Raw genomic sequence first — 25,772 nt, 5'->3', positions numbered from 1 at the left:
CGGATATAATTCACGTTTTTTAAAAATCAAAGATGGACTCAACGATGAATAGTCGAGCGGTTCATCTTTTTTATTTGTAAGTAAAAAGGAGGCTTATATGTTTAAAACACTACAAAAAGTCGGTAAAGCCTTTATGCTGCCGATTGCTATTTTACCGGCTGCCGGTTTGTTGCTCGGGATTGGCGGCGCACTGTCGAACCAAACCACGATTTTAGCTTATCCGATTTTGGATAACGATTTCTTGCAGAGTATCTTTAAAGTGATGGCGGCGGCAGGAACCGTGGTTTTTGCCAATCTTGCGCTGTTATTGTGTATCGGTTTGGGCATTGGTTTAGCTAACCGTGATAAAGGTACGGCAGCATTGGCGGCGGTGGTCGGTTATTTGATTATGACCGGTACCATCAGCGCATTGTTAGCGATTTTTACTCCTGAGGCGAGTGGTATTGACACCGGGGTGATCGGCTCGTTGGTGATGGGCTTGCTGGCGGTATGGCTGCATAACCGTTACCACAATATCCAATTGCCGCAAATGCTCGGCTTCTTCGGCGGTTCCCGCTTTGTACCGATTGTGACTGCATTTGCCGCAATTTTTGTCGGTGTGTTCTTTTTCTTAGTCTGGCCGACATTCCAAGGTTGGCTGGTCAGTGCCGGGGAAGGAATTGCAAAAATGGGCGCAATCGGCACATTTTTCTACGGTTTCTTAATGCGCTTGTCCGGTGCGATCGGCTTGCACCACATGATTTATCCGCTGTTTTGGTACACCGAACTGGGTGGCGTGGAACAAGTCGCAGGTAGTGCGATTGCCGGAGCGCAAAAAATCTTCTTTGCCCAATTAGCTGATCCAAATCATCAGGGGTTGTTTACCGAAGGTACGCGTTTCTTTGCCGGGCGTTTTGACACCATGATGTTCGGTTTGCCGGCGGCTTGTTTGGCAATGTACCATTGCGTACCGAAAGTACGGCGTAAACTGTTCGGCGGTTTGTTCTTAGGCGTTGCTTTGACCTCATTCTTAACCGGGATCACCGAACCGATTGAATTTATGTTCCTGTTCGTTGCGCCGTGGTTATATGTGATCCATGCGTTTTTCGACGGGGTATCATTCTACATCGCTGATATTCTGAATATTTCTATTGGTAACACCTTCTCCGGCGGCTTTATCGACTTCCTGTTGTTCGGGATTTTGCAAGGTGACGATAAAACCAACTGGATTCGGGTGGTGTTGGTCGGCTTGCCCTGGGCGGCGCTGTATTATTTTACCTTCCGCTTCTTAATCATCAAATTCAATGTGATGACCCCGGGACGTGATGATGACAGCCAAAGCGAAGAAAACCAAAGTGCGGTTTCAGCCAACAGTGACTTACATGAGAATGCAGTGAAAATTATCACCGCACTTGGCGAAAAAGAGAATATCGAACACGTAGACGCCTGTATCACTCGGTTACGCGTGGCGCTCAAAGACGTGAAAAAAGTGGATAAAGCCGGCTTGAAAAAGATTGGTGCAATTGATGTACTCGAAGTCGGCGGCGGTATCCAAGCGATTTTTGGCGCCAAAGCGGTGTTGTATAAGAGTGAAGTTAATCAAATTCTCGGGTTAGAAGATTAGCCTGAACATTTAAAAAATAGCTTCTAATAAAAATCCCTTGCATATCAAATCTGATCTGCACCCCAAAAGTTGGACTGCAAAACCAACTGACTAAGGTGCAGATTTTTATGACTAAATATACCCAAGTATTGAAACAACAAATCGTTGAATATTACTTTCAACATGCTCAATCTCTCAGTCAAACATCAAAACACGTTCAAGTTGCACCACGCTGTATTCGTCACTGGGTTGCACAATATCAATATTCCGGTCTTGATGGGCTAGCCGTCCTACATATACCACGAAAATATAGGCTTGAAGATAAGCTGAAAGCCATTGAATATTTACAACACACCGAACTGACCTTTGACCAAATTGCACTGAAATTGGGCGTATCAAACGGCAGTGTTGTTTATCAATGGTTGCAACGGTTCAATAAATTTGGCATAAATGGACTGATTGATAAGCCCAAAGGACAACAAGCCGTGAATAAGTTACCGAAGGAGGCAATGCCGATATTACATTCAGACCAAGGTTGGCAGTATCAAATGCCGTCTTATCGCAAGATATTGGCAGATAATCAGATTCAAATCAGTATGTCGAGAAAGGGAAATTGTTTGGATAATGGCGCAATGGAAAGTTTTTTCGGCAGGCTGAAGACAGAATGTTTTTATGTTCGGCAATTTGATACGGCAGATGACATTGAGCAGGCGGTTCATCAATATATTGAGTATTACAATACTGAAAGAATTCAGGGAAAATTAAAAGGATTAAGCCCGATACAATATCGAACTCAATCCGTTCATTAAGCAGTCCAACTTTGTGGGGTCAGATCAAAGAGGATCTACGGTTTTCAATGAGATTAGTTGATGACCTCAACTATTTTTTCTTTTTCGCTTTGGCGTTCGGTAAATCGGTTACGGTACCTTCGAACACTTCTGCCGCCAAACCCACGGATTCGTGCAGGGTCGGGTGCGCGTGAATGGTCAAGGCAAGATCTTCCGCATCACAGCCCATTTCGATTGCCAAGCCGATTTCACCTAACAGTTCGCCACCGTTAGTACCGACGATTGCGCCGCCGATAACACGGTGTGAATCTTTATCGAAAATCAGTTTGGTCATCCCGTCGGAACAGTCAGAGGCAATCGCACGACCGGAAGCCGCCCATGGGAAGGTTGCCACTTCGTAATTGCTCCCCTCGGCCTTACACTCTTTCTCGGTTTTACCAACCCACGCCACTTCCGGCTCGGTGTAAGCGATCGACGGAATCACTTTCGGATCGAAGTAGTGTTTTTTGCCCGCGATCACTTCCGCGGCAACGTGTCCTTCGTGTACGCCTTTGTGTGCCAACATCGGTTGACCAACCACATCACCAATCGCAAAAATATGATCGACATTGGTGCGCATTTGTTTGTCGGTGCGGATAAAGCCGCGCTCATCCACTTCAACCCCGGCAACACCGGCGTCAATCAATTTACCGTTCGGCGTACGGCCGATTGCGACCAATACCGCGTCATAACGGCGGGTTTCATTGGCGGCTTTGCCCTCCATCGAAACATAGATCCCGTCATCTTTCGCTTCCACCGCGGTCACTTTGGTTTCTAGCAACAGGTTGAATTTCTTCTCGATACGTTTGGTATAAATCTTAACGATATCTTTATCCGCCGCTGGAATCACTTGGTCGAACATCTCGACTACGTCAATTTTTGAACCTAACGCGTGATAAACCGTTCCCATTTCCAAACCGATAATCCCGCCGCCCATAATCAACAGATTTTCCGGTACGGTTTTCAATTTCAACGCGTCCGTCGAATCCCAAATACGCGGATCTTCATGTGGAATGAAGGGTAATTGAATCGGACGAGAGCCCGCGGCGATAATCGCATTATCAAATTTAATCGTCACATCGCCTTCTTCACCGGCAACGATCAAGGAGTTAGCGCCGGAGAATTTGCCGTAACCGTTCACCACTTGCACTTTACGCATTTTCGCCATGCCTGCCAAGCCGCCGGTTAATTGGTTGATCACTTTTTCTTTCCAACCGCGGATTTTTTCCACATCGGTGCTCGGCTCGCCAAATACGATCCCGTGTTCTGCCAACGCTTTGGCTTCTTCAATTACTTTGGCAACGTGCAATAACGCTTTAGACGGAATACAACCGACATTCAGGCAAACCCCGCCCAGCGTGGAATAACGCTCGACGATCACCGTATCCAAACCTAAATCGGCACAACGGAAAGCCGCCGAGTAACCGGCAGGCCCCGCCCCTAATACCACAACTTGCGTTTTAATCTCTTTACTCATGATAACCTCTTTTATTGGTTGAGTGCGCAAACCGCACTTTAACACGAATTCAATCACGCCTCTCTTACGTTACCGCTGTGCAGAGAGGCGAAAATAGTGCTTACATCACCAAGCGGCGTAAATCGGACAATACGCCGTTAATAAAGGTGACGAATCGCGCGCCGTCTGCGCCGTCAATCACGCGGTGGTCATAAGACAATGACAACGGTAACATCAAGCGAGGGGTGAACTCTTTACCGTTCCAAACCGGCGTCATTTCCGATTTAGATACGCCCAAAATCGCCACTTCCGGTGCATTTACGATTGGCGTAAAGTGCGTGCCGCCGATACCGCCCAAGCTGGAAATGGTGAAACAGCCGCCTTGCATATCAGACGCGGTCAGTTTACCTGCACGGGCTTTTTTCGAGATTTCCGCTAATTCGCGTGACAATTCGATAATGCCTTTTTTGTTTACGTCTTTAAATACCGGGACAACCAAACCGTTCGGCGTATCTACCGCCACGCCGATATTGATGTATTTTTTCAGGGTCAAACGCTGGGCGTCTTCGGAGATTGAGCTGTTAAAGCGCGGATAAGCTTCCAGGGCTTTGGCAACGGCTTTCATGATAAACACCAACGGCGTGATTTTCACATCCAGTTTTTGTTTTTCAGCCAACACGTTTTGCTCTTTGCGGAATGCTTCCAAATCGGTGATATCCGCTTTGTCCCATTGGGTTACGTGTGGAATCATCACCCAGTTGCGGTGCAGGTTGGCACCGGAAATTTTTTGGATACGGCCCAATTCCACTTCTTCGGTTTCGCCGAATTTGCTGAAATCCACTTTCGGCCAAGGCAACAAGCCCAAACCGGCTCCCGCTGGCGCCGCACCTGCTGCTGCCGCAACCGAACCGGACTCAACCAGTTTGATGGCATTTTTGACATACGCCTGCACGTCTTCTTTCAGGATACGTCCTTTACGTCCGCTACCTTTGACTTTATCCAGGTTGACACCGAATTCGCGTGCCAAACGGCGAACCACCGGCGTTGCATGGGCAAAAACCGCACTTGCGGTCACATCTTGCTGAGAAGCCGCTGCTTGCGCTGTTACCGGCACCGGGGCGCTTTCCGCTTTCGCCGGCGCCGCCGCAGGCGCTGCCGCTTGTGCAGGGGCTGCACCCGCAACTTCAAAACGCATAATCAAGGAACCGGTTGAGACTTTATCACCGGCTTTAACCAAAATTTCTTTCAGTACACCGGCGAACGGTGCCGGTACTTCCATCGAAGCTTTGTCGCCTTCCACGGTAATCAAGGATTGTTCTTCGGCAATAGTATCGCCGACGCTGACCATGATTTCGGTGACGTTAACTTCATCACCGCCGATATCAGGCACATTGACATCAACGATTGACGGTGCTGAACTCGCCACAGGCGCAGCCGCAACCGCACTTTCGGCTACGGCAGGCACGTCGCTTGCCGCGGTTTCAAAGCGCATAATCAAAGAGCCGGTTGAAACTTTATCACCCGCCACAACCAAAATTTCTTTCACTACGCCGGCAAACGGCGCCGGCACTTCCATTGAGGCTTTATCGCCTTCAACGGTCAAGAGTGATTGTTCTTCGCTGACACTGTCGCCCACGCCGACCATAATTTCGGTGACGTTAACTTCATCACTGCCGATATCCGGCACAACGACATCGACAACCGCACTTGCCGCCCCAGGTGCGGCAACAGGCGCCGCTTCCGCTTTGGCTTCAGGTGCAGCAACTGCCGCCGCATCTTCAAACACCATCATTGGCGACCCCGTAGAGACCTTATCGCCGACTTTAACTAAAATTTCCTTGACCACCCCTTTTTCAGGTGACGGCACTTCCATTGAGGCTTTGTCGCCCTCAACATTAATCAAACTTTGCTCAACTTCAACGCTGTCGCCAACGCTGACCATAATCTCGGTTACCGTGACTTCATCACTACCGATATCCGGTACTTGAATTTGTTTAGACATAATTTTTCCTTTCTCTAATGACAATTAAGCATACAGCGGATTCATTTTTTCTGCGTCAATGCCATATTTCTTGATGGCGTCAGCGACGACTTTGCCCTCAACCACACCTTGTTTCGCCAATTCGCTCAGCGCAGCAACCACGACATAGTGTGCATTCACTTCAAAGTGTTCACGCAGGTTTTCACGGCTGTCGGAACGTCCGAAACCATCGGTACCCAACACGCGGTAGCTTTGTGCCGGAATAAACGGACGGACTTGTTCTGCGAACAGTTTCATGTAATCGGTTGCCGCAATTGCCGGCGCGTCGTTCATCACTTGCGCAATGTATGGTAAGCGTGCTTTTTCGGTCGGGTGCAACAGATTCCAACGATCAACATCCGCACCTTCACGCGCCACTTCGGTAAATGACGGTACGCTATACACATCGGAGGTTACGCCGTATTCGTCAGCCAACAGTTTCGCCGCTTCACGTACATGGCGTAAAATCGCGCCTGAACCCAGCAATTGCACTTTGCCTTTGCCTTGACCGGTGACGGTTTCAAATTTGTAGATCCCTTTACGGATGCCTTCTTCCGCGCCTTTCGGCATTGCCGGTTGGTCGTAAGTTTCGTTCAGGGTCGTGATGTAGTAGTAAACGTTCTCTTGTTCAGGCCCGTACATACGACGCACCCCGTCTTGCATAATCACGGCGACTTCATAAGCGAACGCCGGATCATAAGAGATACAGTTCGGAATAGTCAGCGACTGAATGTGGCTGTGTCCGTCTTCATGTTGCAGACCTTCGCCGTTCAGCGTAGTACGACCGGAAGTACCGCCGATCATAAAGCCGCGTGCTTGTTGGTCGCCCGCCGCCCACATTAAGTCACCGACACGTTGGAAACCGAACATCGAATAGTAAACGAAGAACGGAATCATCGGCATATTGTTGGTGCTGTAAGAAGTTGCCGCGGCTAACCAAGATGAGGTTGCGCCCAGCTCGTTGATCCCTTCTTGCAACACTTGCCCGTCAATCGCTTCACGGTAGTAAGAAACTTGCTCGCGATCTTGCGGAGTATAGTTTTGACCGTGCGGATTGTAGATCCCGATTTGACGGAATAAGCCTTCCATCCCGAAAGTACGCGCTTCATCGGCAATAATCGGCACAATGTGTTTGCCAACGGATTTATTTTTCAACAATACGTTTAATGAACGCACGAATGCCATGGTGGTTGAAATCGGACGCGCTTGCGCTTCAAATAATTGTGCGAACTCTTCCAATTCAGGCACTTGCAGCTCGACTGTGAAACGTGGCGAACGCTTCGGCAAATAACCGTTCAACGCTTGACGGTGTTGGTGCAGGTATTTGTACTCTTCCGAGCCTTCGGCAAATTTGATATACGGCAGTTTTTCGACTTCTTCATCGCTCAATTCGATAGAGAATTGGTCACGCACATGACGCACACCGGACATATCCATTTTCTTCACTTGGTGCGCGATATTTTTACCTTCCGCCGCTTCGCCCATGCCGTAGCCTTTGATGGTTTTCACCAACAATACCACCGGTTTGTCTTGGACTTTTTTCGCTTTATTGAATGCGGCGAACACTTTAATCGGATCGTGACCGCCACGGTTCAGCGCCCAAATTTCATCATCAGTCATATCGGCAACCAAGGCTTCGGTTTCCGGATAACGGCCGAAGAAGTATTTACGCACATAGGCACCGTCTTTTGATTTAAAGGTTTGGTAATCGCCGTCAACCACTTCCATCATTAATTTCAGTAATTTACCGGAGGTATCACGTTGTAACAGACGATCCCAACGACGCCCCCAAATCACTTTGATCACTTCCCATCCTGCGCCGGTGAACAGACCTTCCAATTCTTGGATAATTTTACCGTTGCCGGTAACCGGACCATCCAAACGTTGCAGGTTACAGTTGATCACAAACACCAAGTTATCCAGTTTCTCCCGTGCCGCAAACGAGATCGCACCGCGTGATTCCACTTCGTCCATTTCACCGTCACCTAAGAAGGCATAAACGGTTTGATCGGCAGTATCTTTCAAACCACGGTTGTGCAAATATTTTAAGAAACGCGCTTGGTAAATCGCATTGATTGGCCCTAAGCCCATAGAAACCGTCGGGAACTGCCAGAATTCCGGCATTAATTTCGGGTGCGGATAAGAGGAAATGCCTTTACCGTGGACTTCTTGGCGGAAATTATCCAGTTGCTCTTCGGTCAAACGCCCTTCTAAGAACGCACGCGAATAAATCCCCGGAGAAATATGACCTTGGAAGAACACCAAATCGCCGCCGTTTTTCTCTGTCGCCGCTTTGAAGAAATGGTTAAAGCAGACTTCATAAATGGTTGCCGACGATTGGAAAGACGCCATGTGCCCGCCCAGCTCCAAATCTTTTTTCGACGCACGCAACACCATCATCATCGCATTCCAACGGATCGCGCCACGGATACGGCGTTCTAAATCCAAATTGCCCGGATAGTTAGGTTCTTCACTGGTCGGAATCGTATTGATATAGTCGGTGGTCACGCCGCTCGGCAGAGAAACGCTGTTGGCTCTGGCACGTTGCATGATTTGTTCAATGATAAATTGGGCGCGTTCAACCCCCTCTTCACGGATTACAGAATCGATTGCCAACAGCCAATCATTGGTTTCAACTGCATCCACGTCATTTTTAACTGTTTCGGACATGGTCATTTCCTTTTTGTTGATGAAAAAACATTGAGAATCGGCATTGCTGCCAAATCCCCCAAAGCCAAGTAAGCGATAAAAAACCAAGCCGCTAAAAACTAACTAGCTAAAAACAAAGGAATTTTAAAACTTACCCTGTTTCTTTAAGAATTTGTAATAAAAATGCTAAAAATTATCTTATCTAATATAGCTCAAAATCAGGCAAATATTAATCCCTTCCTTAAAAATATCTCTCAATTACTCAACTTTTTTTATAAAAATACTCAATTATGTTGAGGAAAACGGGAGGTTGCCGTCGAACGCTCCGTTTAACAAACACAAAAAAGCCCGTTATTTGCTTTAATAACGGGCTGTGACAATATCAAGTGCGGTTGCAAACCGGTGTTACCATCTGTAACCGATACCGGCATTGGCGCCATAATTATTGCCGGCATTAACCGCACCGACTTTGAACAACCATTTGCCGTTGCCGGACGCATGAGAGAAACCGATCGCCATCCCGTTTGCACTTCTCCAGTTACCGGCAGCGAAAGCGATCACGTTTTCATTTGGCAACACGGCTTGCGGAATTGCCGCCACCGCCAATGCCGCCGCGATACCTTGTTGGGCTTTTCTGTCCACTTGCGATACTTTTTTATCCAAGGATTTCAGTTGCGTATCATGGTGTTGGACTTGGTTGGCTAAAGCGCCGATACGTCCAGTGGCATTCTCCAATTGTTTGTTTAGTGAGGCAGATATTTTGCCTAATTCAACATTGGCGGCACCAACACGTTTATCCAAAGCAACAAATTTCTCGCCGTTTTCTTTTTGTGCCTCTTGCTGCGCTTTATTCAAACCGTCAAATGCTTTGGTGACCACTTCAACTTTTTTGTCAGTTGCTTCAAGCCGTTTGCCCACAGCCGCAAAGCCTTGTTCGTTTTTTTCTTCGTTTGCTTGGATCACTTCACCGACACGCGCAAAGCCCTGCTGAGTTTTTTCTTCGTTCTCTCGGATTGCTTCGCCAACGCGGGTAAAACCTTCTTTGATTGCCTTATCATTGGCTGCAAAAGTGTTACTCACCGTTTCAAAACCTCGGCGCACTTCTTCGAATTTGCTGTCGGCCTCGCCGGCGCGTTTTTCCAATTGAGTGAGCTGCCCCTTGTGTTTTTGTGCTTGTTCTTCCAGGTTACCGATTTTGACGTTATTGCCATTCAGGTTAATTGCCATGGTTTTTCGTTGATCTTCCGTTTCAGCCAAATCTTTTTTCACCTCAAATAATTGAGCGCCATTGACGGCTTGTTTGCTATCTTTATCCAATTGTCCGCCTGCAACATTATGAATTGTTACGCCAGCGCTCGTCACCCCTTTTGAGCCAATCAAAACCACATCATCTGTTGCATTGAATTGGTCTTGTCGGAGATATTCTCCAATGTTTTTCGTCGTATAACGAAGAGGCGGGGTCGACGCTTCAATTTCAAGATAAGCTGTCTTATTATCACTTCTAAGTGTAACTCTGGTACTATCCTCATTACCGGATGTAATAATAATTTCATTAGCCGAAACGGTTTCCGTATCAGTCTTAAAAGTTGTTTCAGCATAAGCGCCTACAGATAACACAGATAATACCAAACTGGAAATTGTGAGTTTTTTAAAATGTTTCATAATGCATTGTTCCTTTACGATTAAATTAATTACGCACGTTATTAATTAAGCTTATAGAAATAACCAACGGATAAATCTATTTTCAAATTAAAAACAAATATCCGCCAAGCATTAGACAACAAAACAATATTCAAAAACATCACTAGACTCCGTGATTTTCGTTTAAGAAATCTAGTGATTTTTTAATTAAATCCATCACAATCATTCATCATATGGGTTACCATTAAAATGGATAAAAATGCTATCTTTAATCGCCCCGAGGATAAAAACCGCCAGCACGGCAACAATTAGCAAGGCTATCACGCCGATTAAAACTTTCATTTCCCACTCAACATTGAGAATTATAATTATTTGATTAGAACATAGTTACAAGCAAGCGCATATAACAAAATCCTGTGATTTTAAATACCCCACAAATATTAAATTAAAAACAATGCAAGTAAAATTTATGTAACGGTAATAATGGAGTTGCTGAAAACCGGCAAGTTACAAATATAGAGACAATACGGATATAGCTAATTTTTGTGATAGTAAAAATGCGTTATTTACTATATTATCACGGCTCTTTTTATATGTTTGAAATCATTTCCTTTATCATCATTTGCCCCGCATTTGATTAAGTTATTAAAAATACTAAAAATAAAAACAGGTTGTTAGGAAAAACTTATGCTGAATTTACTTGCTCCCCTGCTTATTGTAGAAAGCGACATACAGATACAACAGCGATTGCATGCATTGCTGTTAAATCTTGGGTATAAATCATCCGATTTAATTTTTACCGAATCCATTAGCAGCACGATTGGCATTAACTTAACAAATATCGCTTTTGCGATTATCGACTTGGATCTATCCGATGGAAACGGGTTAAGTATCATCAATGCGTTAAACACCTCAGATAATAAACCGCCAATGTTGGTGCTTTCCTCAAGTCATCGTGAAACGACCATCATCAATGCGATACAGGCCGGCGTAACGGCATATATTCTGAAAGAAAGGGAGGATTTTGAATTGTTGAGCGCCATTCGCAATGTTTTGCAAGGCGGTGTGGTGATCGATCCGTTTATCACCAAACATATAATCAATTTATTACCACTCTGCAATAAATTTACTCATTTTGACCAACAAATTAAGGAAGAAAACAATAATATCTGCCTGACCACGCGAGAAAATGAAATTTTGAAACACATCGCCAACGGATTAAGCAACCAGGAAATTGCCGATCAATTATATTTATCACGCTATACTATTGAAACGCATATCCGCCATATTTACCGCAAGCTCACCGTGTGTAACCGTACTAAAGCGATCAGTAAAGCACGTAAAATCGGATTGATATAGTATGATTGCAACCGCCAATAATTTGAGTATTTGTATCAATTATCATCTTTTCCAGATAAATGTCATTAGTTTGCTTATTCTGGTTATCGTCTGCGCCTGTTGTTATTTTATCAGCGCAAAGGAAAAATATTTTATTTGGTGCGCCATAGCCGCAATCGCCTGGCTAACGTTTATTTACAGTTTGTTAACCCCTGATCTATCCTTATTTTATAATGGGATTCCGCCATCAAAATTAAGCCTTACCTTTTTGATTAGCTTTACTTTTGTCTTTAATCTCTTTCTGCGCGACTTCACCTTGCAACGGTTCACGCCATTAGAACGCTATAGTTTTTATTTTATCGCCATTTTCCTACTATTATTATATTTAGTACCGTATGTGATTATTAGCAGCGTTCTGTCTATTACGATTTATTTAGGATTTATTCTATTTGTTCGCAGTATTATCAATACCCTTTTCACTAAGGCAAAATATGTCGCATTGCTCAATATCGTATTAAGCATAAGCCTGCTTCTTGGTTCTATCGAATTCCTAAAATATTTAGGCTTTATCGATTATGAACCGTCACTCATTTTACTTATTTCACTATTTTTAACGATTTCACTCACTGCCATTGTATTATTGCGCATGCTAAGCGATCGACGTTATGCCGGACGCTTGCCTTTTTCTTCATCCCGGCACTGACAACTAGCCTTTTAATCCTAAATTCTATACAATCAGCGCAATTTTTATCGCGGACAAACAGCAAAGTGCGGTTTGTCCGTACTTGTTCTATTTTGAAATATTGAGAAGATTATGATCCACCCCCCGAATATTGGTTTTTTAAGCCTCGGCTGTCCGAAAAACCTGGTCGATTCCGAACGTATTCTGACCGAACTGCGCACCGATGGTTATAACATCGTGCCGAGCTATGACAACGCCGATTTGGTAATCGTCAACACCTGCGGCTTTATCGACAGCGCGGTGCAAGAGTCGTTGGAAGCGATCGGCGAAGCCTTGGCGGAAAACGGCAAGGTGATCGTCACCGGCTGTTTGGGCGCGAAAGAAGATCAGATCCGCGAAGTGCACCCAAAAGTGTTGGAAGTCAGTGGTCCGCACAGCTATGAAACCGTGCTGAAACAAGTACATAAATATGTGCCGAAACCGGAATACAACCCGTTTGTCAATCTGGTGCCGAAACAAGGGGTGAAACTGACGCCGAAGCACTATGCCTATCTGAAAATTTCCGAAGGTTGTGATCACCGTTGTACGTTCTGCATTATTCCGTCAATGCGCGGCGATCTCGACAGCCGCCCGATTGGCAATGTGTTGGACGAAGCCAAACGCCTCGCCGATGCCGGAGTGAAAGAGCTGTTGGTGGTGTCGCAAGATACCTCGGCTTACACCTTAGACAAAACTAAAAAAGACAAAAACAATATCGCGTTCTGGAACGGTATGCCGATCCGCAACGATCTGCTATCGTTGTGTGAGCAACTGGCAAAACTGAATATTTGGGTGCGCTTGCACTATGTGTATCCCTATCCGCACGTGGATAAACTGATTCCGCTGATGGCGGAAGGCAAAATTCTGCCCTATTTGGATATTCCGCTGCAACACGCCAGCCCGAAAATTCTGAAAGCGATGAAACGCCCCGGCTCGATTGACCGCACTTTAGAGCGGATCAAAAACTGGCGCGATATTTGCCCGGAATTGACCCTGCGTTCGACTTTTATCGTCGGCTTCCCGGGCGAAACCGAACAAGATTTCCAACTGTTATTAGACTTTTTGCAAGAAGCGCAACTGGATCGCGTCGGCTGTTTCAAATTCAGCCCGGTTGACGGCGCACCTGCCACCGAGATGGCGGATCAAGTGCCGGAAGAGGTGAAAGAAGAACGTTTCCACCGTTTCATGCAGTTGCAGCAGCAAATCTCCGCACAACGGCTGCAACAAAAAATCGGCAAAACGTTAGCCGTAATTATCGACGAAATCGACGAACAAGGCATTATAGGGCGCTCAATGGCAGACGCGCCGGAAATCGACGGCTTGGTTTATTTAGAGAACCCAACACAAAGTGCGGTCAAAGTCGGTGACATTGTACAAGCCAAAATCCACAATGCCGATGAATATGATTTATGGGGTGAGATTGTCGGGTAACCCAAACCGCACTTGGTTCTCTTTTTCTCCCTCCGTGCGCGGAGGGAGATGTCCGCATGACGGAGAGAGGCGAGAACGAAAATTTATCTTTATTCTTGTTGCAACACCACTTTACCGATATACCCCAAATTCCGGTATTGTTGTGCATAATCAATGCCGAAACCGACCACAAATTCATCCGGAATGGCAAAACCAACCCAATCGACCGGCACTTCCACCTCGCGTCGTGACGGTTTATCCAATAAGGTGCAAATCGTGATCGAAGCCGGTTCGCGCAGTAATAAAATTTTGCGTACTTTGTCTAAGGTGTAGCCGGTGTCGATAATATCTTCTACGATTAACACGTGCTTATCTTTGATATCGCCGTCCAAATCTTTGGAAATTTTCACGTCATGGTTGGAATACATCCCCGAGCCATAACTGGTGGTGGTCATAAAGTCAATTTCGGTCGGCAAATCAATGCTGCGCACTAAATCCGCCATAAACATAAACGACCCTTTCAACAACCCGACCACCACGATTTTTTCCGCATTTTGGTGTTGATAGAAACGGCTGATTTCTGCGCCCAGTTCCTGTATGCGTGAGGCAATTTCTGCCGTTGGAATTAACGTTTCAACATAATGTTTTTTCATTAAAGCGACCTTTATCCAAGCTATATTTGACTTTATCCATTTAAACCGCGCCATCATAACATAATCGCGCATGACTTAAAAAACGATTCAGATAAAAAAGGATTTTCAGCCTCTCGCCTATGCCAGCCAAAAAACAAAGGCTGGAGCAAGCTCCAGCCGATGACCCTAACGAATTTACTTTTTACTCTACATCTGCTCGACTGCTTTCACAATCTTTGCGGACTTGGTTGCACTCCTGCAACTGGCAATCATCATAACAGACTCGATAATCTTGTCAATGATAATTATTCTTATTTATGATAAAATAATTCAGTTCCCCGAGATTTTCATCTCGTCCAATAAAATCGAACCGGTTTGAATATTCGAGCGGTGCTCGACATCGTCCGCCACCGCCACGATATTCGCCAACATCGTTTGCAACTGTCCGGCAATGGTGATTTCATGCACCGGATATTGGATTTCACCGTTTTCCACCCAGAAACCGGCTGCGCCGCGCGAATAGTCGCCGGTGACTAAATTCACCCCTTGCCCCATTAAATCGGTGACCAACAAGCCGGTTCCCATTTGCTTTAAAAGTGCGGTCAAGCCACCGTTCACGTTGGCTTTCACCAACCAATTGTGAATACCGCCAGCGTGTCCGGTGCTTTGCAAGCCTAATTTTTTTGCGCTGTAAGTGGTTAATAAATAGGTCTGCAAAATGCCCTGTTCGACAATTTGCCGATTTTCGGTTTTCACCCCTTCGCTGTCAAACGGCGACGACGCCAAACGCCCGCGTAAGTGCGGTTGTTCGCTGATCTCAAACCAAGTCGGCAAAATTTGGCAACCGAGTTTATCCAGCAAAAAACTGGATTTACGATAAATGCTACTGCCGCTCGCCGCCCCGACCAAGCTGCCGACCAAACCGGTCGCCACATCATTCAGAAAAATCACCGGTGCGGTTTGGGTGGCTAATTTTTGTGCCGATAAACGCGCCACGGTTTTTTGTGCACACTGTTCCCCCACCCACTCCGGCGACTCCAACCCTTGAAAACGGCGCGAAACGGTGTATTCGTATTCCCGTTCCATCTGTTGCTCCGCTGCGCCAATCACGCTACAAGACAAAGAATAACGGCTGGAAAGATAGCTGTTCAGCACGCCGTAGCTGTTACCATACACCCGAATGCCGCTGTGGGCATTAAAACTCGCGCCCTCACTGTTTACAATGCGCGCGTCGGCTGCCAGTGCGGTTTGCTCGGCTGCCAATGCCAATTCCACCGCCTGATCGACGCTGATCTCTGCCGGATGATACAGATCCAGATCCGGCGGATTGAATGCCAGTAATTCCTTTTCAGGCAAACCGTTATAGGGATCTTCCGAGGTGTATTTGGCAATACTCAACGCCGCTTCGACCGCACTTTGCACCGCTTGCGGCGAAAGATCCGAGGTTGACGCATTGCCCTTGCGCTCCCCCAAATAAACGGAAATGCCTAATGCGCCGTCATTATTAAATTCAATATTTTCCACTTGCTCTAAACGGGTCGAAACCGACAGCCCGGTACTTTTGGTTGCCCCAACTTGCGCCGCAGCACCTGCTTGCGCCGCCAACTTTAATGCCAATTCCGCCGCCGCCAATAAATCCTGCTGCTGTAATTTTAATAAATCCTGAGTTTGCCTTGTCATCTTGTTGTTATCTCATGCATTTTAGTTAAGCCACATTCTAGCCTATTTTGCCGCTTTTTTGCCAACGCTAATTAGCAAAGACAGCCTAAGACGTGACGGCAATATTTTAGGATAAAACCACACGTTTAGGTGAGATTAGTCCACTATAATCATTACGATTAAAACCACAGTTAAAGGAGATGATGATGGAATTCAATTTAGGGGATGAAGTACAACCGAAAATCGGCGGGCGCAAAATGCAAGTCGCTGCGATAACTGCCGAAGGCGTTATCTGCCAATGGGAAGAAAATGAAAAAATCTATACCAAAACCTATCAAGCCGAGGAATTGAGCCTATACAAATTGGCTGAACCTTTCGGCGTTTGTTAACCCTTTTGTTCCCTTCCGTCTGCGAAGGGAGCAAAAACCGATTATCCGCCCTCCTCAAATTCCCTGCCGCACCACCTCCGAATTTATGCTATTATTATTCACTTGATTCCCTAGCCACAAGATAAAACAGCATGAAGAAAGATCAAGAAGTCGATTTTTTACTCGACGATGAAGCACAAGACGACGAGATTATTTGGGTCAGCAAAAGCGAAATTAAGCGTGATGCCGAAGCCTTGAAAAAATTCGGCGCCAAATTAGTCGCACTGACTCCGGCGAATCTGGAAAAAATTCCACTTGATGAAAAACTGGCTGATGCCATTGAACTGGCGCAACGTTCACAACGCGGTGCCCTGCGCCGTCAACTGCAATATATCGGCAAGCTATTACGCAACACCGATGTCGAGCCACTGCAAGAAGCATTAGACAAACTGGAAAACAAACATAACCAACAACAAGCGGCTTTCCACCGTTTGGAACACTTACGTGATCAATTATTAGCAAGTGATAATAATCAGGTGCTGTCCAATCTGATTGCCCAATATCCGGAACTGGATATTCAACACCTGCGCAACCTGATCCGTGCCGCACAAAAAGAACGTGCCGCACAAAAACCACCGAAGTGTTATCGTGAAATTTTCCAATATTTGAAAGAATTGGAAACGGCGGAGTAAAATCCGATAAATTATCGAGCGGAATATTTACTTAAGCCTGGTGATCAAATAGAATTTACAGCTTTATTTTTATTTGAAAAAGAGCGCCTATGAAGAATACGATTACCTTCCCGACAGCGAAAACAATGTTTCCCGCGACCAATAAAAAACGCTCAAAATTGGCACTGATACGTTCTCGTTATTACTTACGCTATGCGCGCAGTGCCAAATATTGTAATAAATTCGTCTGTTTTCTGAATAACCACGCTCTGTGGCAAACACTCTTCCGTGAAAATCCTTACCGCTTTAATAGCATTTTATACCGTTTTTGCGATAAGCGTTTCGGCCCCAAACAGCGTTTAGCCGCACTGCAATATAATTTTGCCTTCGCCGAAACCGTATTCGGCGAAACCCTGTGCCGTGATCTGGTTAAACATGATTCCGTACTCATTACGACCTTAGCCAACGGCATTTCGGCATATTTAAATATCAATAAAATCGATCCGCTTGAAGGCTTTTTCTCAATTAATTTACAGGATGAAAATCAGCAGCGGCTTTATGATCTCTCTTTTGCCTTTATTCCGGAAAGCCGTTTACTGATCACTTCGTTGCAAGGCCCGAGCGGAGAAATGGCACAGGATTTGGTGCGTAAATTGACCAAACAACTACACGGCGTGCGCCCTTCACATATGCTGATAACGATCATAAAAATGTTGGCTGAGACATGGGGTTGTAAACTGCTCGGTATTAAACATAAAAACCAAGCAAAATACCGTTGGAACGATCATTCGCGCCTATTATTTAATTATGATCAGTTTTGGGCTGAAAACGGAGCCGAGTTCGATGTCAAAAGCCAATATTGGCAGCTTTCGACCGCACTTGAACGCAAAAGCCTTGAAGAGGTACAAAGTAAAAAACGCAGCATGTACCGCAAACGTTATGACATGTTGGATCACTTGCAAATTGCGGCAAACACACTATATCGATAGAAGAAAACGCCGCACTGGCTAAGTGAGGTTATTGAATTTGCCGCCGCCCTAAAAACGAGTGGGATAACGTGGTTCCGTCCACATTTTCCAGCTCGCCGCCAACCGGAATACCGTGGGCGATACGTGTCACCGGTATGGCGAATTGTCGGCATAATTCCGCGATATAATTGGCAGTGGCGTCGCCTTCCACCGTCGGATTGGTGGCGAGAATCACTTCTTCGAAGGTTTCCTGCTGCAAACGTTGTTGTAACAAATCCAGCCCAATATCGCGCGGCCCGATCCCGTCAAGCGGCGATAGATGTCCCATCAACACAAAGTAACGCCCCGAATATTGCCCTGTCAACTCTAAGGCTTGGATATCCGACGGCATTTCCACCACGCACAGTTGTTTATTTTGTTGGCGGCGCGGGTTGCGGCAAATTGCACAGCTTTCTTCTTCGGTAAAGGTTCGGCATTGGCTGCAATGTCCGATTTTGCTCATTGCTTCCTGCAAGGCTTGGGCTAAATTGACACCGCCGCTACGGTTGCGCTGGAGCAAATGATATGCCATCCGCTGCGCCGATTTCGGTCCGACGCCGGGCAAGCAGCGCAACGCTTCCATCAAGTGTTCCAGTAATGGGCTGATTTGCATGAATTCTCTCTCTTTAATAAACAAAACCGAGATTGCTGACAAACTGACTTCTCTCCCTCCGCGCGCGGAGGGAATACCATTTTTCGCAAGAAAAATGGGGAGGGAGGGGAAATATGAAAATGCAACATATTTATTTTTAAAATAATTTATGCCTCCTTCTGTTCTTCGGACACCTCCCGCCGTATACGGCGGGAGGGAAATTATTCGAGAAAGAGACTTTGTCATCAGTCTGAACCGCACTTAAAGTGCGGTTAGAACAGATTTAACAGCCCGATTAAAACGGCATTTTAAAACCCGGTGGCAACTGCATACCGGAGGTTACGGAAGCCATTTTTTCTTTTTGCAACTCTTCGGCACGGCGTACCGCGTCGTTAAACGCCGCGGCGATTAAATCTTCCAACATCTCTTTATCGTCTTCCATTAACGATGGATCGATTTCGATACGACGGCAGTTGTGTGCACCATTGACGGTAATTTTCACCAACCCCGCCCCGGATTCGCCGGTCACTTCCAATTGCGCCACTTCTTCCTGCATTTTTTGCATGCGTTCTTGCATTTGTTGGGCTTGTTTCATTAAGTTGCCCAATCCACCTTTTCCAAACATAGTTTTCTCTCTTTTTCTTTAAAATAATTCAAAAAATAGGCGCTCATTCTAGCTTAAATTTGCCAAGCTGCAAAGCCGCAATCAATCTGCCGCTAGCCCACCGCACGGATACTGTCCAAATCCAAGGTCGCGTCAAACGCTTGTTGTAATAACGCGATTTGCGGATCTTGCCGTAACGCGTGTTTGGCTTGTTCGCTCAGTTCGCTATAGATTTGGCGCCGTTGTTCCAGCGGCGTCAGACGCGTCTTATCGCTTTCCAACACCACGTTTAACCGCACTTCATGTTGATAAAATTTGCTCAATTGCTGCTGTAATGCCTCGATATAACGGGCATTATTCAAATTGGACTGATCCGGGCGCAAACCCAATGTCACCGCCTCATCATTTTCCGCCAATAGCAAGGCATTAAGCCCTAACTGCTTGACCATCCCGCTCAATTCCAACTGTTCTAACATTGCCGACCAACGATCGCGTTCCGCACTGAGTTTCAGCACTTTTGCCACTAGCTCCGGCGTCCTTTCCTGTAAAATCGCCTGTTTGATATCCGACGGACGCAAACGGTTGCTCTCTTCGTTTTCCAATTCCGGATTTAGCCATTGCCAATGGTAATCTTCGCCAATCGTATCACTCTGTTCATTTTCGCTTTCGTCGTCTGATAGCGGAGGCGGTTCGGCTGCGGCAGCCGGCAGCGGCGGGTTTGCCGGCGGGGTTTTGGCGGCACTGATACGGTTGAGGCGTTCCATTAAGCCCAGCGATTTTTCCACCCCGGTGTCATGGTTTTGTGTTGCCGTCGGCACTGTTTCCAACCGATTATCCGTGGCAGTTACGATGGGTTTACTGTTTTTTTTTTGCGAATTTTGCAGCTGCTGTCGTGCTTGCAGCGCTTTCAACGCCGGAGAAAGCGCCTGAGCGTCATCGGACTGTGCGGCGGATTCGTTTGTTTGCGCCGCAATACGTTTACGCTGCACCGCACTTGGCGTTGGCGCAGTTATGCTTTCGGGTGTAAAGTGCGGTTCAGCTTCGTGCTTCGGCAACCGTTGGCGAATGCGCTGCAACTGATGTTCGGTATTTTCCGCCTGCTCCAGTTGTTTTTCCGTCGTGGTTTGCGGGGCTGACAGCGATGTATCCCGTTGCAATAACTTAGGATGAAATGCCAAGGCGCGCAACAGGGTCATTTCCACCCCGCTGCGTTGATCCGGCGCAAACGGCAACTCTTTGCGCCCGTTCAGGATTAATTGATAATAAAATTGCACATCTTCCGGCGGTAAATTACGCGCCAGGAAATCCAGTCGATCACTGCTTTTTTCGCTTGCTTTTAACAGTTGCCGCATCGCAATCTGGTGTAGGTTGCTTGCCACTTCTTGCAGCAGTTGATCCCACTCCACGCCTTTCTCCGCCACCTGCTGCACGCTACGCATTAACGCTTCGCCGTCCGCCAGCTGTAACGCCTGAATAATATCCAACGATTGTTCGCTGTCGAGTGTGCCCAGCATTTGATGTACGATTTGCGTGCTGATATTGCCGTTGCTCATCGCAATCGCCTGATCGGTCAGACTGAGCGAGTCACGGATACTGCCGCGTGCCGCTTTTGCCAGCTGCTCCAAGGCGGAAAATTCATAGGGAATTTTTTCCTGTTGCAGAAGATATTCCAGATGGTTGGCAATCTGTTTCGGCTCTAACGCTTTCAGATGAAATTGAATACAGCGGGATAAAATGGTAATCGGCAGTTTGTGCGGATCGGTGGTTGCCAATAGGAATTTGACATATTCCGGCGGTTCTTCCAACGTTTTCAACAACGCATTGAAACTGTGGCGCGACAACATATGCACTTCGTCGATCAGGTAGATTTTATAGCGCCCTTGCACCGGTTTATACTGAACGTTGTCGAGTAACTCTCGGGTATCTTCCACTTTGGTGCGAGAGGCGGCGTCGATTTCCAATAAATCAATAAAACGCCCGTCTTCAATCGCACGGCAGTTTTCACACTTGCCGCACGGTTCGGCGGTGACGCCCCGCTCACAATTCAAGCCTTTGGCGAACAAACGGGCTATCGAGGTTTTTCCTACTCCGCGCGTTCCGGAAAAGAGATAGGCATGGTGCAGCCGATTATTCTCTAAACCGTTAGCAAGTGCGGTCAGAACGTGTTCTTGTCCGACAACCTGCGAAAACCGTTGTGGCCGCCATTTTCTGGCAAGTACCTGATAGCTCATGCGCAACCCGTTGTTGAAAAATTAATGTTCGTCGAAACTAACCAAATGGAAGCTAGTGATACCGGATTTTTTCAGACGCTCTGCGCCGCCCAGTTCCGGCAAGCTGATGATAAACGCGGCATTCTCCACTTTACCGCCCAAACGACGAATCAGTTTAACCGTTGCTTCCACTGTACCGCCGGTTGCTAATAAATCGTCGATAATCAATACGTTATCATCGGCATTTATCGCGTCAATATGAATTTCCAACGTATCTTCGCCATATTCCAATTGGTAGTTTTGCGCAATGGTTTCGCGCGGCAATTTACGCGGTTTGCGCACCAAGACAAACGGCAAACCCAGCGCCAATGCCACCGGCGCACCGAAAATAAAACCGCGGGACTCGGTGCCGACCACTTTGGTAATGCCTTTTTCTTTATATTGCGCAACGATCAAATCCACCGTTGCTTGGAATGCCGCCGGCACTTCCAACAAGCTGGTGATATCACGGAAAATAATCCCTTGTTTCGGGTAATCCGGAATAGATTTAATCGACGCTTTCACTAATTCTAATGTCTGGTTCATAGCTAAAAAACCTAAATAAACTTTTCAGGAGATGTGTTGCGCAATCTTTCGCAACACGGCAAGCAGATAAGAATAACAAAACTCAAGTCGGCTGCAAATCCTTTCTTCGCTTTTTTGTGACGGTTGTTGTTAAAGCCGATAAATATCCTGCCCGTCTTTGCGGGTTTTTAACAACCGCAAAATCCAGACATACTGCTCAGGCGTCTCGGTCACATAAGATTCGATTTCCCGATTCATCAACCGTGCCATTTCTTCATCGTTATCACTCAGCGCCATGGGCGGATGAATGTCCAACTGATATTTGCCCAGCCCGGCGTTATAACGCGGGAACATCGGAATCACCACCGCTTTCGCCACTTTCGCCATTTTGTTTAAGCCCGGCAGCGTTGCTTTATAGGTAGCAAAAAAATCGGCATATACACTCAGCTCTGCGCCATAATCTTCATCGGGTAAATAATAACCCAATTCGCCGCGTCGCACCGTATTTAAAAACGGTTTAATCCCGTTCTGACGGGCGTGCATTTTGCCGCCGAAACGTTCGCGCGTGCGGTTCCACAGCCAATCCACCAGCGGATTACGGTGCGGATTATACATTGCCGTCATCGGCATGCCCTGCGTATGCAGAATAATGCCCGAAGCGTCAATCGCCCAAGTGTGCGGCACCAGCAAAATCACATTCTTACCGTCGGCGCGCGCTCGACGGATATGTTCAAGCCCCAAAAATTCGGTACGTTGCTGTAAATGCGCTTTCGAACGGATTGCCACTTCGCCAATCGCCAACATCACTTGGGTGACGGTGATAAACATTTGATCAATCACCTGCTCTTTTTTGTCATTGCTCCAGTCCGGAAAACAATAGGACAGATTCACCCGTGCGCGATGGCGCTGCTTTTTTGCCTTGCGTGCAATAATCACGCCCAGTTTCGCCGCCAAACGATCACGCCAGCGGTACGGCAGATAGGCAAGCAACAACAAGCCGAAAATGCCTAACCAAACACCCCAATATTGCGGCAACAGGTAACGCCATGAAAAGTGCGGTTCATAACCGACGCGCGCGGTTATGCGTCTGTTCTGTTCTGTCATCAATCAAACCTTAATTAAAACAAATCGTTGGTTCAGCCGAACCAACCATAATCAAATGCCAATTTGCTCGCCATTACAAATGCCACCACCACGACCATCGGGCGAATCAATTTCTGCCCCTTGGTTAACACCATTCGCGCGCCCATTCTGGCACCGATAAATTGCCCTGCCAACATCACCAAGCCCAACGTCCAGGCCACTTGTCCGCCGATTAAAAAGAACAGCAGCGAGGCGATATTCGAGGTGAAATTCAGCACTTTCGCGTGGGCAGTGGCTTTTGCCAAATTAAAACCGAGCAACATCACAAACGCCAAGCTGAGAAACGAGCCCGTGCCCGGTCCGAAAAAGCCGTCATAAAAGCCGATAGCGAAACCGGCAGTTACGGCAAAAACCAGATAAGACACCCGTTTTTGTTTATCGCTTTCGCCCAATTTCGGCGTTAACAAGAAATAGATTCCAATTGCAAAAATCAGAAACGGCAGAATTTTTTTCAAAAAATCCGCATTCATCTGCTGGACTAAAACCGTGCCTAACACCGCGCCGAGAAAGGTCATGCCAATCAATACTGCGATTTCACGCAGATTGACCGCCTTACGTCGGATAAAATACCAACTGGCGGAAAAGGAACCGCCGCAAGCTTGCAGTTTATTGGTGCCCAATGCCAACGCCGGCGGCATGCCGGTTGCCAACAGTGCCGGAATGGTAATCAGCCCTCCGCCACCGGCAATCGCATCAATAAAACCCGCCAATAACGCCACGCCAAACAGCAAAGCGTACATTTCCAAGCCTAATTCCATTTTTTATCCTGCCGATTAACTTTGACCGTGTTGTGATAACACCATTTGGCACAGCTGCGGCATTGGCGGTGGCGTTTTCGGTTTGTTGGCTTGTGAACCCGGTTTCGGCGGCTCAAACCACGACATCAATTCGGCGCCGCAGCCTTCGCCGCTCGGCACCGGCGCTTGTGCCTCGCAATAACTCGCGCCTTGCGGACAGGTTAAGCGTACGTGCAAATGGGCGTCGTGTCCGAACCACGGACGGATTTTGCGCAGCCAAGTGCGGTCCCCCTGCACCGTCTGGCATAATTTCAACTTAATTGCCGGATTGAGGAAAATCCGATCGACTTTCGGATCTTGTGCCGCCAAGCGAATCAACGTGGTTTGATCCGCGGTCCAGACTTTTTCATCGACTCGCTGGGCTTTGCGATTCACCATTAAGGTTGCCGTCGGATTCAACGCCTGTTTGTCGCTGAGAGGCCCGAAACGCAGCCAAATATCCGCGTCCAAACCGGTTTGGTGGCTGGCGTGTCCGCTGGCAAAACGCCCGCCCGCCGGCATGCCCATATCGCCGACCAATACATTTTGCAAACCGGCTTGTTTGGCTTTTTTCCCTAAACGGGTCAAGTAATCCACTAATTCGGGATGACCGTAATAGCGGTTTTTACCGGCGCGAATCACTTGGTAACCCTCACCGCGTAATGCCAGCGGTTGCGCACCGATAATACAGCCGTTGCTGTAGCCGCCGACCGGATTGGCTTCGCCCTGCACCGGCGCTTTAATTTGTTCCCACGGCGAGGCAAGTGCGGTCAGGCTGACGAACGACAATAAAAGTCCGCTGATAATCTTATGACACCACATCTTTGACTCCGTTTTGCGCACGTTGGCGCAATAAATGATCGAGTAACACAATCGCCACCATCGCTTCGGCAATCGGCACCGCACGAATACCAACGCACGGATCGTGCCGTCCGCGCGTCACCACTTCCACTGCTTGGTTATCCAAATTGACGCTCCTGCCCGGAATGGTGATACTGGAAGTCGGTTTCAGCGCAATTTGCGCCACTATCGGCTGCCCGTTACTGATCCCGCCGAGAATGCCGCCGGCATGGTTGGAACAAAACCCCTCGGGGGTCATTTCATCACGGTGATCGGTGCCTTTCTGTTCCACCACCGCAAAGCCGTCGCCAATTTCCACGCCTTTAACCGCATTAATCCCCATTAAAGCATGGGCTAAATCCGCATCCAAACGGTCAAATACCGGCTCGCCCAAACCGACCGGCACGTTTTCGGCAACTACCGTCAATTTCGCCCCAATCGAGTTCCCCTCTTTTTTCAGCTCGCGGATCAATTCGTCAAACCGCTCGACCGCACTTGGATCCGGGCAGAAAAACGGATTGCTGTTGACCTGCGCCCAGTCAATTTGCTCCAACGGCTGTTCGGCAATTTTGACCGCGCCGATTTGGCTGAGAAAACCGCGCACTTCCACGCCGAACCGTTCACGCAAATATTTTTTTGCCACCGCACCGGCAGCCACGCGCATGGCAGTTTCACGCGCAGAGGAACGCCCGCCGCCGCGATAATCGCGCACGCCATATTTCTGCTGGTAAGTATAATCGGCGTGCCCCGGACGGAAACGATCTTTGATCTCACCATAATCCTGAGAGCGCTGATCGCCGTTTTTGATGATCATGCCAATGCTTGTGCCGGTGGTTTTGCCCTCGAATACGCCAGACAAAATCTGCACTTCGTCATCTTCGCGCCGTGGCGTGGTGTAGCGTGAAGTTCCCGGTTTGCGCCGATCCAAATCCGGCTGAATATCCGCTTCCGTCAAATCCATGCCCGGCGGCACGCCGTCGATAATACACCCCAGCGCAATGCCGTGGGATTCACCGAAAGTGGTGACTTTGAACAGTTGTCCAATGCTGTTTCCCGCCATAC

Annotated in this window: 21 protein-coding genes and 2 pseudogenes; 9 read left to right on the top strand and 14 right to left on the bottom strand. The window is 47.3% G+C overall.

Features of this window, described 5'->3' with window-relative positions:
- Positions 1-97 precede the first annotated feature (97 nt).
- The 3 genes and pseudogenes from ACWA50_RS07265 to ACWA50_RS07255 all read left to right on the top strand — a co-directional run.
- The gene (locus ACWA50_RS07265; protein WP_431051160.1) at positions 98-1,603 is read left to right on the top strand and encodes a PTS transporter subunit EIIC; all 1,506 of its coding nucleotides are present in this window, start codon (positions 98-100) and stop codon (positions 1,601-1,603) included.
- 107 nt (positions 1,604-1,710) lie between these two features.
- Positions 1,711-1,998 (top strand): annotated as a pseudogene (locus tag ACWA50_RS07260) (transposase); the annotation flags it as partial.
- A 60-nt stretch (positions 1,999-2,058) separates the two neighbouring features.
- Positions 2,059-2,391, top strand: a pseudogene (locus ACWA50_RS07255) (transposase); the annotation flags it as partial.
- A gap of 70 nt (positions 2,392-2,461) precedes the next feature.
- Here ACWA50_RS07255 and lpdA read toward each other — a convergent pair.
- The 4 genes from lpdA to ACWA50_RS07235 form a co-directional block, all read right to left on the bottom strand.
- Positions 2,462-3,886 (bottom strand): dihydrolipoyl dehydrogenase, encoded by a 1,425-nt coding sequence (lpdA, locus tag ACWA50_RS07250; RefSeq protein ID WP_431051158.1) that lies wholly within the window; start codon positions 3,884-3,886, stop codon positions 2,462-2,464.
- 100 nt (positions 3,887-3,986) lie between these two features.
- Entirely contained in the window at positions 3,987-5,867 is a 1,881-nt protein-coding gene (gene aceF / locus ACWA50_RS07245) for a pyruvate dehydrogenase complex dihydrolipoyllysine-residue acetyltransferase (RefSeq protein WP_431051156.1), read from the bottom strand.
- A gap of 24 nt (positions 5,868-5,891) precedes the next feature.
- A complete protein-coding gene (aceE, locus tag ACWA50_RS07240; RefSeq protein ID WP_431051154.1) occupies positions 5,892-8,555 on the bottom strand; it encodes a pyruvate dehydrogenase (acetyl-transferring), homodimeric type in 2,664 nt (887 codons plus the stop codon).
- Positions 8,556-8,939: 384 nt separating this feature from the next.
- Positions 8,940-9,914, bottom strand: coding sequence for a YadA C-terminal domain-containing protein (locus ACWA50_RS07235; RefSeq protein ID WP_431051153.1), 975 nt, complete (start codon positions 9,912-9,914; stop codon positions 8,940-8,942).
- A 948-nt stretch (positions 9,915-10,862) separates the two neighbouring features.
- Between ACWA50_RS07235 and ACWA50_RS07230 the strand changes: the two genes are divergently transcribed.
- From ACWA50_RS07230 to rimO, 3 genes are all read left to right on the top strand, one after another.
- A complete protein-coding gene (locus ACWA50_RS07230; RefSeq protein WP_431051151.1) occupies positions 10,863-11,534 on the top strand; it encodes a LuxR C-terminal-related transcriptional regulator in 672 nt (223 codons plus the stop codon).
- 1 nt (position 11,535) lies between these two features.
- Positions 11,536-12,216 carry a hypothetical protein gene (locus ACWA50_RS07225; protein ID WP_431051149.1) on the top strand — a complete coding sequence of 227 codons (681 nt, stop codon included), beginning with the start codon at positions 11,536-11,538 and terminating at the stop codon, positions 12,214-12,216.
- A 111-nt stretch (positions 12,217-12,327) separates the two neighbouring features.
- Positions 12,328-13,665 carry a 30S ribosomal protein S12 methylthiotransferase RimO gene (gene rimO / locus ACWA50_RS07220; protein WP_431051147.1) on the top strand — a complete coding sequence of 446 codons (1,338 nt, stop codon included), beginning with the start codon at positions 12,328-12,330 and terminating at the stop codon, positions 13,663-13,665.
- An 89-nt stretch (positions 13,666-13,754) separates the two neighbouring features.
- Here the strand turns inward: rimO and hpt are convergent, their stop codons facing one another.
- Together hpt and pmbA are read right to left on the bottom strand one after the other, a co-directional pair.
- Positions 13,755-14,297, bottom strand: a complete 543-nt coding sequence (hpt, locus tag ACWA50_RS07215) for a hypoxanthine phosphoribosyltransferase (protein ID WP_431051146.1) — start codon at positions 14,295-14,297, stop codon at positions 13,755-13,757.
- A gap of 309 nt (positions 14,298-14,606) precedes the next feature.
- Positions 14,607-15,956, bottom strand: coding sequence for a metalloprotease PmbA (gene pmbA / locus ACWA50_RS07210; protein ID WP_431051144.1), 1,350 nt, complete (start codon positions 15,954-15,956; stop codon positions 14,607-14,609).
- A gap of 185 nt (positions 15,957-16,141) precedes the next feature.
- Between pmbA and ACWA50_RS07205 the strand changes: the two genes are divergently transcribed.
- The 3 genes from ACWA50_RS07205 (at position 16,142) to ACWA50_RS07195 (ending at position 17,963) form a co-directional block, all read left to right on the top strand.
- Positions 16,142-16,324 (top strand): hypothetical protein, encoded by a 183-nt coding sequence (locus tag ACWA50_RS07205; RefSeq protein WP_431051142.1) that lies wholly within the window; start codon positions 16,142-16,144, stop codon positions 16,322-16,324.
- A gap of 131 nt (positions 16,325-16,455) precedes the next feature.
- Positions 16,456-16,995, top strand: a complete 540-nt coding sequence (yjgA, locus tag ACWA50_RS07200; RefSeq protein ID WP_431051140.1) for a ribosome biogenesis factor YjgA — start codon at positions 16,456-16,458, stop codon at positions 16,993-16,995.
- Between the two features lie 89 nt (positions 16,996-17,084).
- On the top strand, positions 17,085-17,963 hold the full coding sequence (locus tag ACWA50_RS07195) for a VirK/YbjX family protein (protein WP_431051138.1): 879 nt from the start codon (positions 17,085-17,087) through the stop codon (positions 17,961-17,963).
- A 28-nt stretch (positions 17,964-17,991) separates the two neighbouring features.
- On the opposite strand, the gene recR is transcribed toward ACWA50_RS07195, so the two are convergent.
- The 8 genes from recR to aroC form a co-directional block, all read right to left on the bottom strand.
- Positions 17,992-18,594, bottom strand: coding sequence for a recombination mediator RecR (gene recR / locus ACWA50_RS07190; RefSeq protein WP_431051136.1), 603 nt, complete (start codon positions 18,592-18,594; stop codon positions 17,992-17,994).
- A gap of 274 nt (positions 18,595-18,868) precedes the next feature.
- Positions 18,869-19,198 (bottom strand): YbaB/EbfC family nucleoid-associated protein, encoded by a 330-nt coding sequence (locus ACWA50_RS07185; RefSeq protein WP_431051134.1) that lies wholly within the window; start codon positions 19,196-19,198, stop codon positions 18,869-18,871.
- Positions 19,199-19,290: 92 nt separating this feature from the next.
- The gene (dnaX, locus tag ACWA50_RS07180) at positions 19,291-21,408 is read right to left on the bottom strand and encodes a DNA polymerase III subunit gamma/tau (RefSeq protein WP_431051133.1); all 2,118 of its coding nucleotides are present in this window, start codon (positions 21,406-21,408) and stop codon (positions 19,291-19,293) included.
- Between the two features lie 21 nt (positions 21,409-21,429).
- A complete protein-coding gene (gene apt, locus ACWA50_RS07175; protein WP_431051131.1) occupies positions 21,430-21,972 on the bottom strand; it encodes an adenine phosphoribosyltransferase in 543 nt (180 codons plus the stop codon).
- 129 nt (positions 21,973-22,101) lie between these two features.
- Positions 22,102-23,055, bottom strand: a complete 954-nt coding sequence (gene lpxM, locus ACWA50_RS07170; protein WP_431051129.1) for a lauroyl-Kdo(2)-lipid IV(A) myristoyltransferase — start codon at positions 23,053-23,055, stop codon at positions 22,102-22,104.
- A gap of 32 nt (positions 23,056-23,087) precedes the next feature.
- Positions 23,088-23,852 (bottom strand): TSUP family transporter, encoded by a 765-nt coding sequence (locus ACWA50_RS07165; protein ID WP_431051128.1) that lies wholly within the window; start codon positions 23,850-23,852, stop codon positions 23,088-23,090.
- A gap of 15 nt (positions 23,853-23,867) precedes the next feature.
- Positions 23,868-24,692 (bottom strand): penicillin-insensitive murein endopeptidase, encoded by an 825-nt coding sequence (gene mepA / locus ACWA50_RS07160; protein WP_431051126.1) that lies wholly within the window; start codon positions 24,690-24,692, stop codon positions 23,868-23,870.
- Positions 24,679-25,770 carry a chorismate synthase gene (aroC, locus tag ACWA50_RS07155; protein ID WP_431051124.1) on the bottom strand — a complete coding sequence of 364 codons (1,092 nt, stop codon included), beginning with the start codon at positions 25,768-25,770 and terminating at the stop codon, positions 24,679-24,681. Before aroC ends, mepA begins: the two co-directional genes overlap by 14 nt.
- Between the last annotated feature and the right edge of the window lie 2 nt (positions 25,771-25,772).

It is taken from the genome of Testudinibacter sp. P17/SS/0325 (genome assembly GCF_053570765.1).
The sequence above is the reverse complement of the archived record's forward strand: the minus strand, read 5'-3'. Positions and strand labels throughout refer to the sequence as shown.

Bases quoted from the DNA above. Each gene is read 5' to 3' on its own strand.
- recR (WP_431051136.1), bottom strand. From the start codon at position 18,594: ATGCAAATCAGCCCATTACTGGAACACTTGATGGAAGCGTTGCGCTGC.
- ACWA50_RS07230 (WP_431051151.1), top strand. From the start codon at position 10,863: ATGCTGAATTTACTTGCTCCCCTGCTTATTGTAGAAAGCGACATACAG.
- aceF (WP_431051156.1), bottom strand. From the start codon at position 5,867: ATGTCTAAACAAATTCAAGTACCGGATATCGGTAGTGATGAAGTCACG.
- ACWA50_RS07165 (WP_431051128.1), bottom strand. From the start codon at position 23,852: ATGGAATTAGGCTTGGAAATGTACGCTTTGCTGTTTGGCGTGGCGTTA.
- ACWA50_RS07265 (WP_431051160.1), top strand. From the start codon at position 98: ATGTTTAAAACACTACAAAAAGTCGGTAAAGCCTTTATGCTGCCGATT.
- ACWA50_RS07205 (WP_431051142.1), top strand. From the start codon at position 16,142: ATGGAATTCAATTTAGGGGATGAAGTACAACCGAAAATCGGCGGGCGC.
- hpt (WP_431051146.1), bottom strand. From the start codon at position 14,297: ATGAAAAAACATTATGTTGAAACGTTAATTCCAACGGCAGAAATTGCC.
- dnaX (WP_431051133.1), bottom strand. From the start codon at position 21,408: ATGAGCTATCAGGTACTTGCCAGAAAATGGCGGCCACAACGGTTTTCG.
- ACWA50_RS07195 (WP_431051138.1), top strand. From the start codon at position 17,085: ATGAAGAATACGATTACCTTCCCGACAGCGAAAACAATGTTTCCCGCG.
- mepA (WP_431051126.1), bottom strand. From the start codon at position 24,692: ATGTGGTGTCATAAGATTATCAGCGGACTTTTATTGTCGTTCGTCAGC.
- yjgA (WP_431051140.1), top strand. From the start codon at position 16,456: ATGAAGAAAGATCAAGAAGTCGATTTTTTACTCGACGATGAAGCACAA.
- ACWA50_RS07225 (WP_431051149.1), top strand. From the start codon at position 11,536: ATGATTGCAACCGCCAATAATTTGAGTATTTGTATCAATTATCATCTT.
- aroC (WP_431051124.1), bottom strand. From the start codon at position 25,770: ATGGCGGGAAACAGCATTGGACAACTGTTCAAAGTCACCACTTTCGGT.
- apt (WP_431051131.1), bottom strand. From the start codon at position 21,972: ATGAACCAGACATTAGAATTAGTGAAAGCGTCGATTAAATCTATTCCG.
- lpxM (WP_431051129.1), bottom strand. From the start codon at position 23,055: ATGACAGAACAGAACAGACGCATAACCGCGCGCGTCGGTTATGAACCG.
- pmbA (WP_431051144.1), bottom strand. From the start codon at position 15,956: ATGACAAGGCAAACTCAGGATTTATTAAAATTACAGCAGCAGGATTTA.
- rimO (WP_431051147.1), top strand. From the start codon at position 12,328: ATGATCCACCCCCCGAATATTGGTTTTTTAAGCCTCGGCTGTCCGAAA.
- ACWA50_RS07185 (WP_431051134.1), bottom strand. From the start codon at position 19,198: ATGTTTGGAAAAGGTGGATTGGGCAACTTAATGAAACAAGCCCAACAA.
- lpdA (WP_431051158.1), bottom strand. From the start codon at position 3,886: ATGAGTAAAGAGATTAAAACGCAAGTTGTGGTATTAGGGGCGGGGCCT.
- aceE (WP_431051154.1), bottom strand. From the start codon at position 8,555: ATGTCCGAAACAGTTAAAAATGACGTGGATGCAGTTGAAACCAATGAT.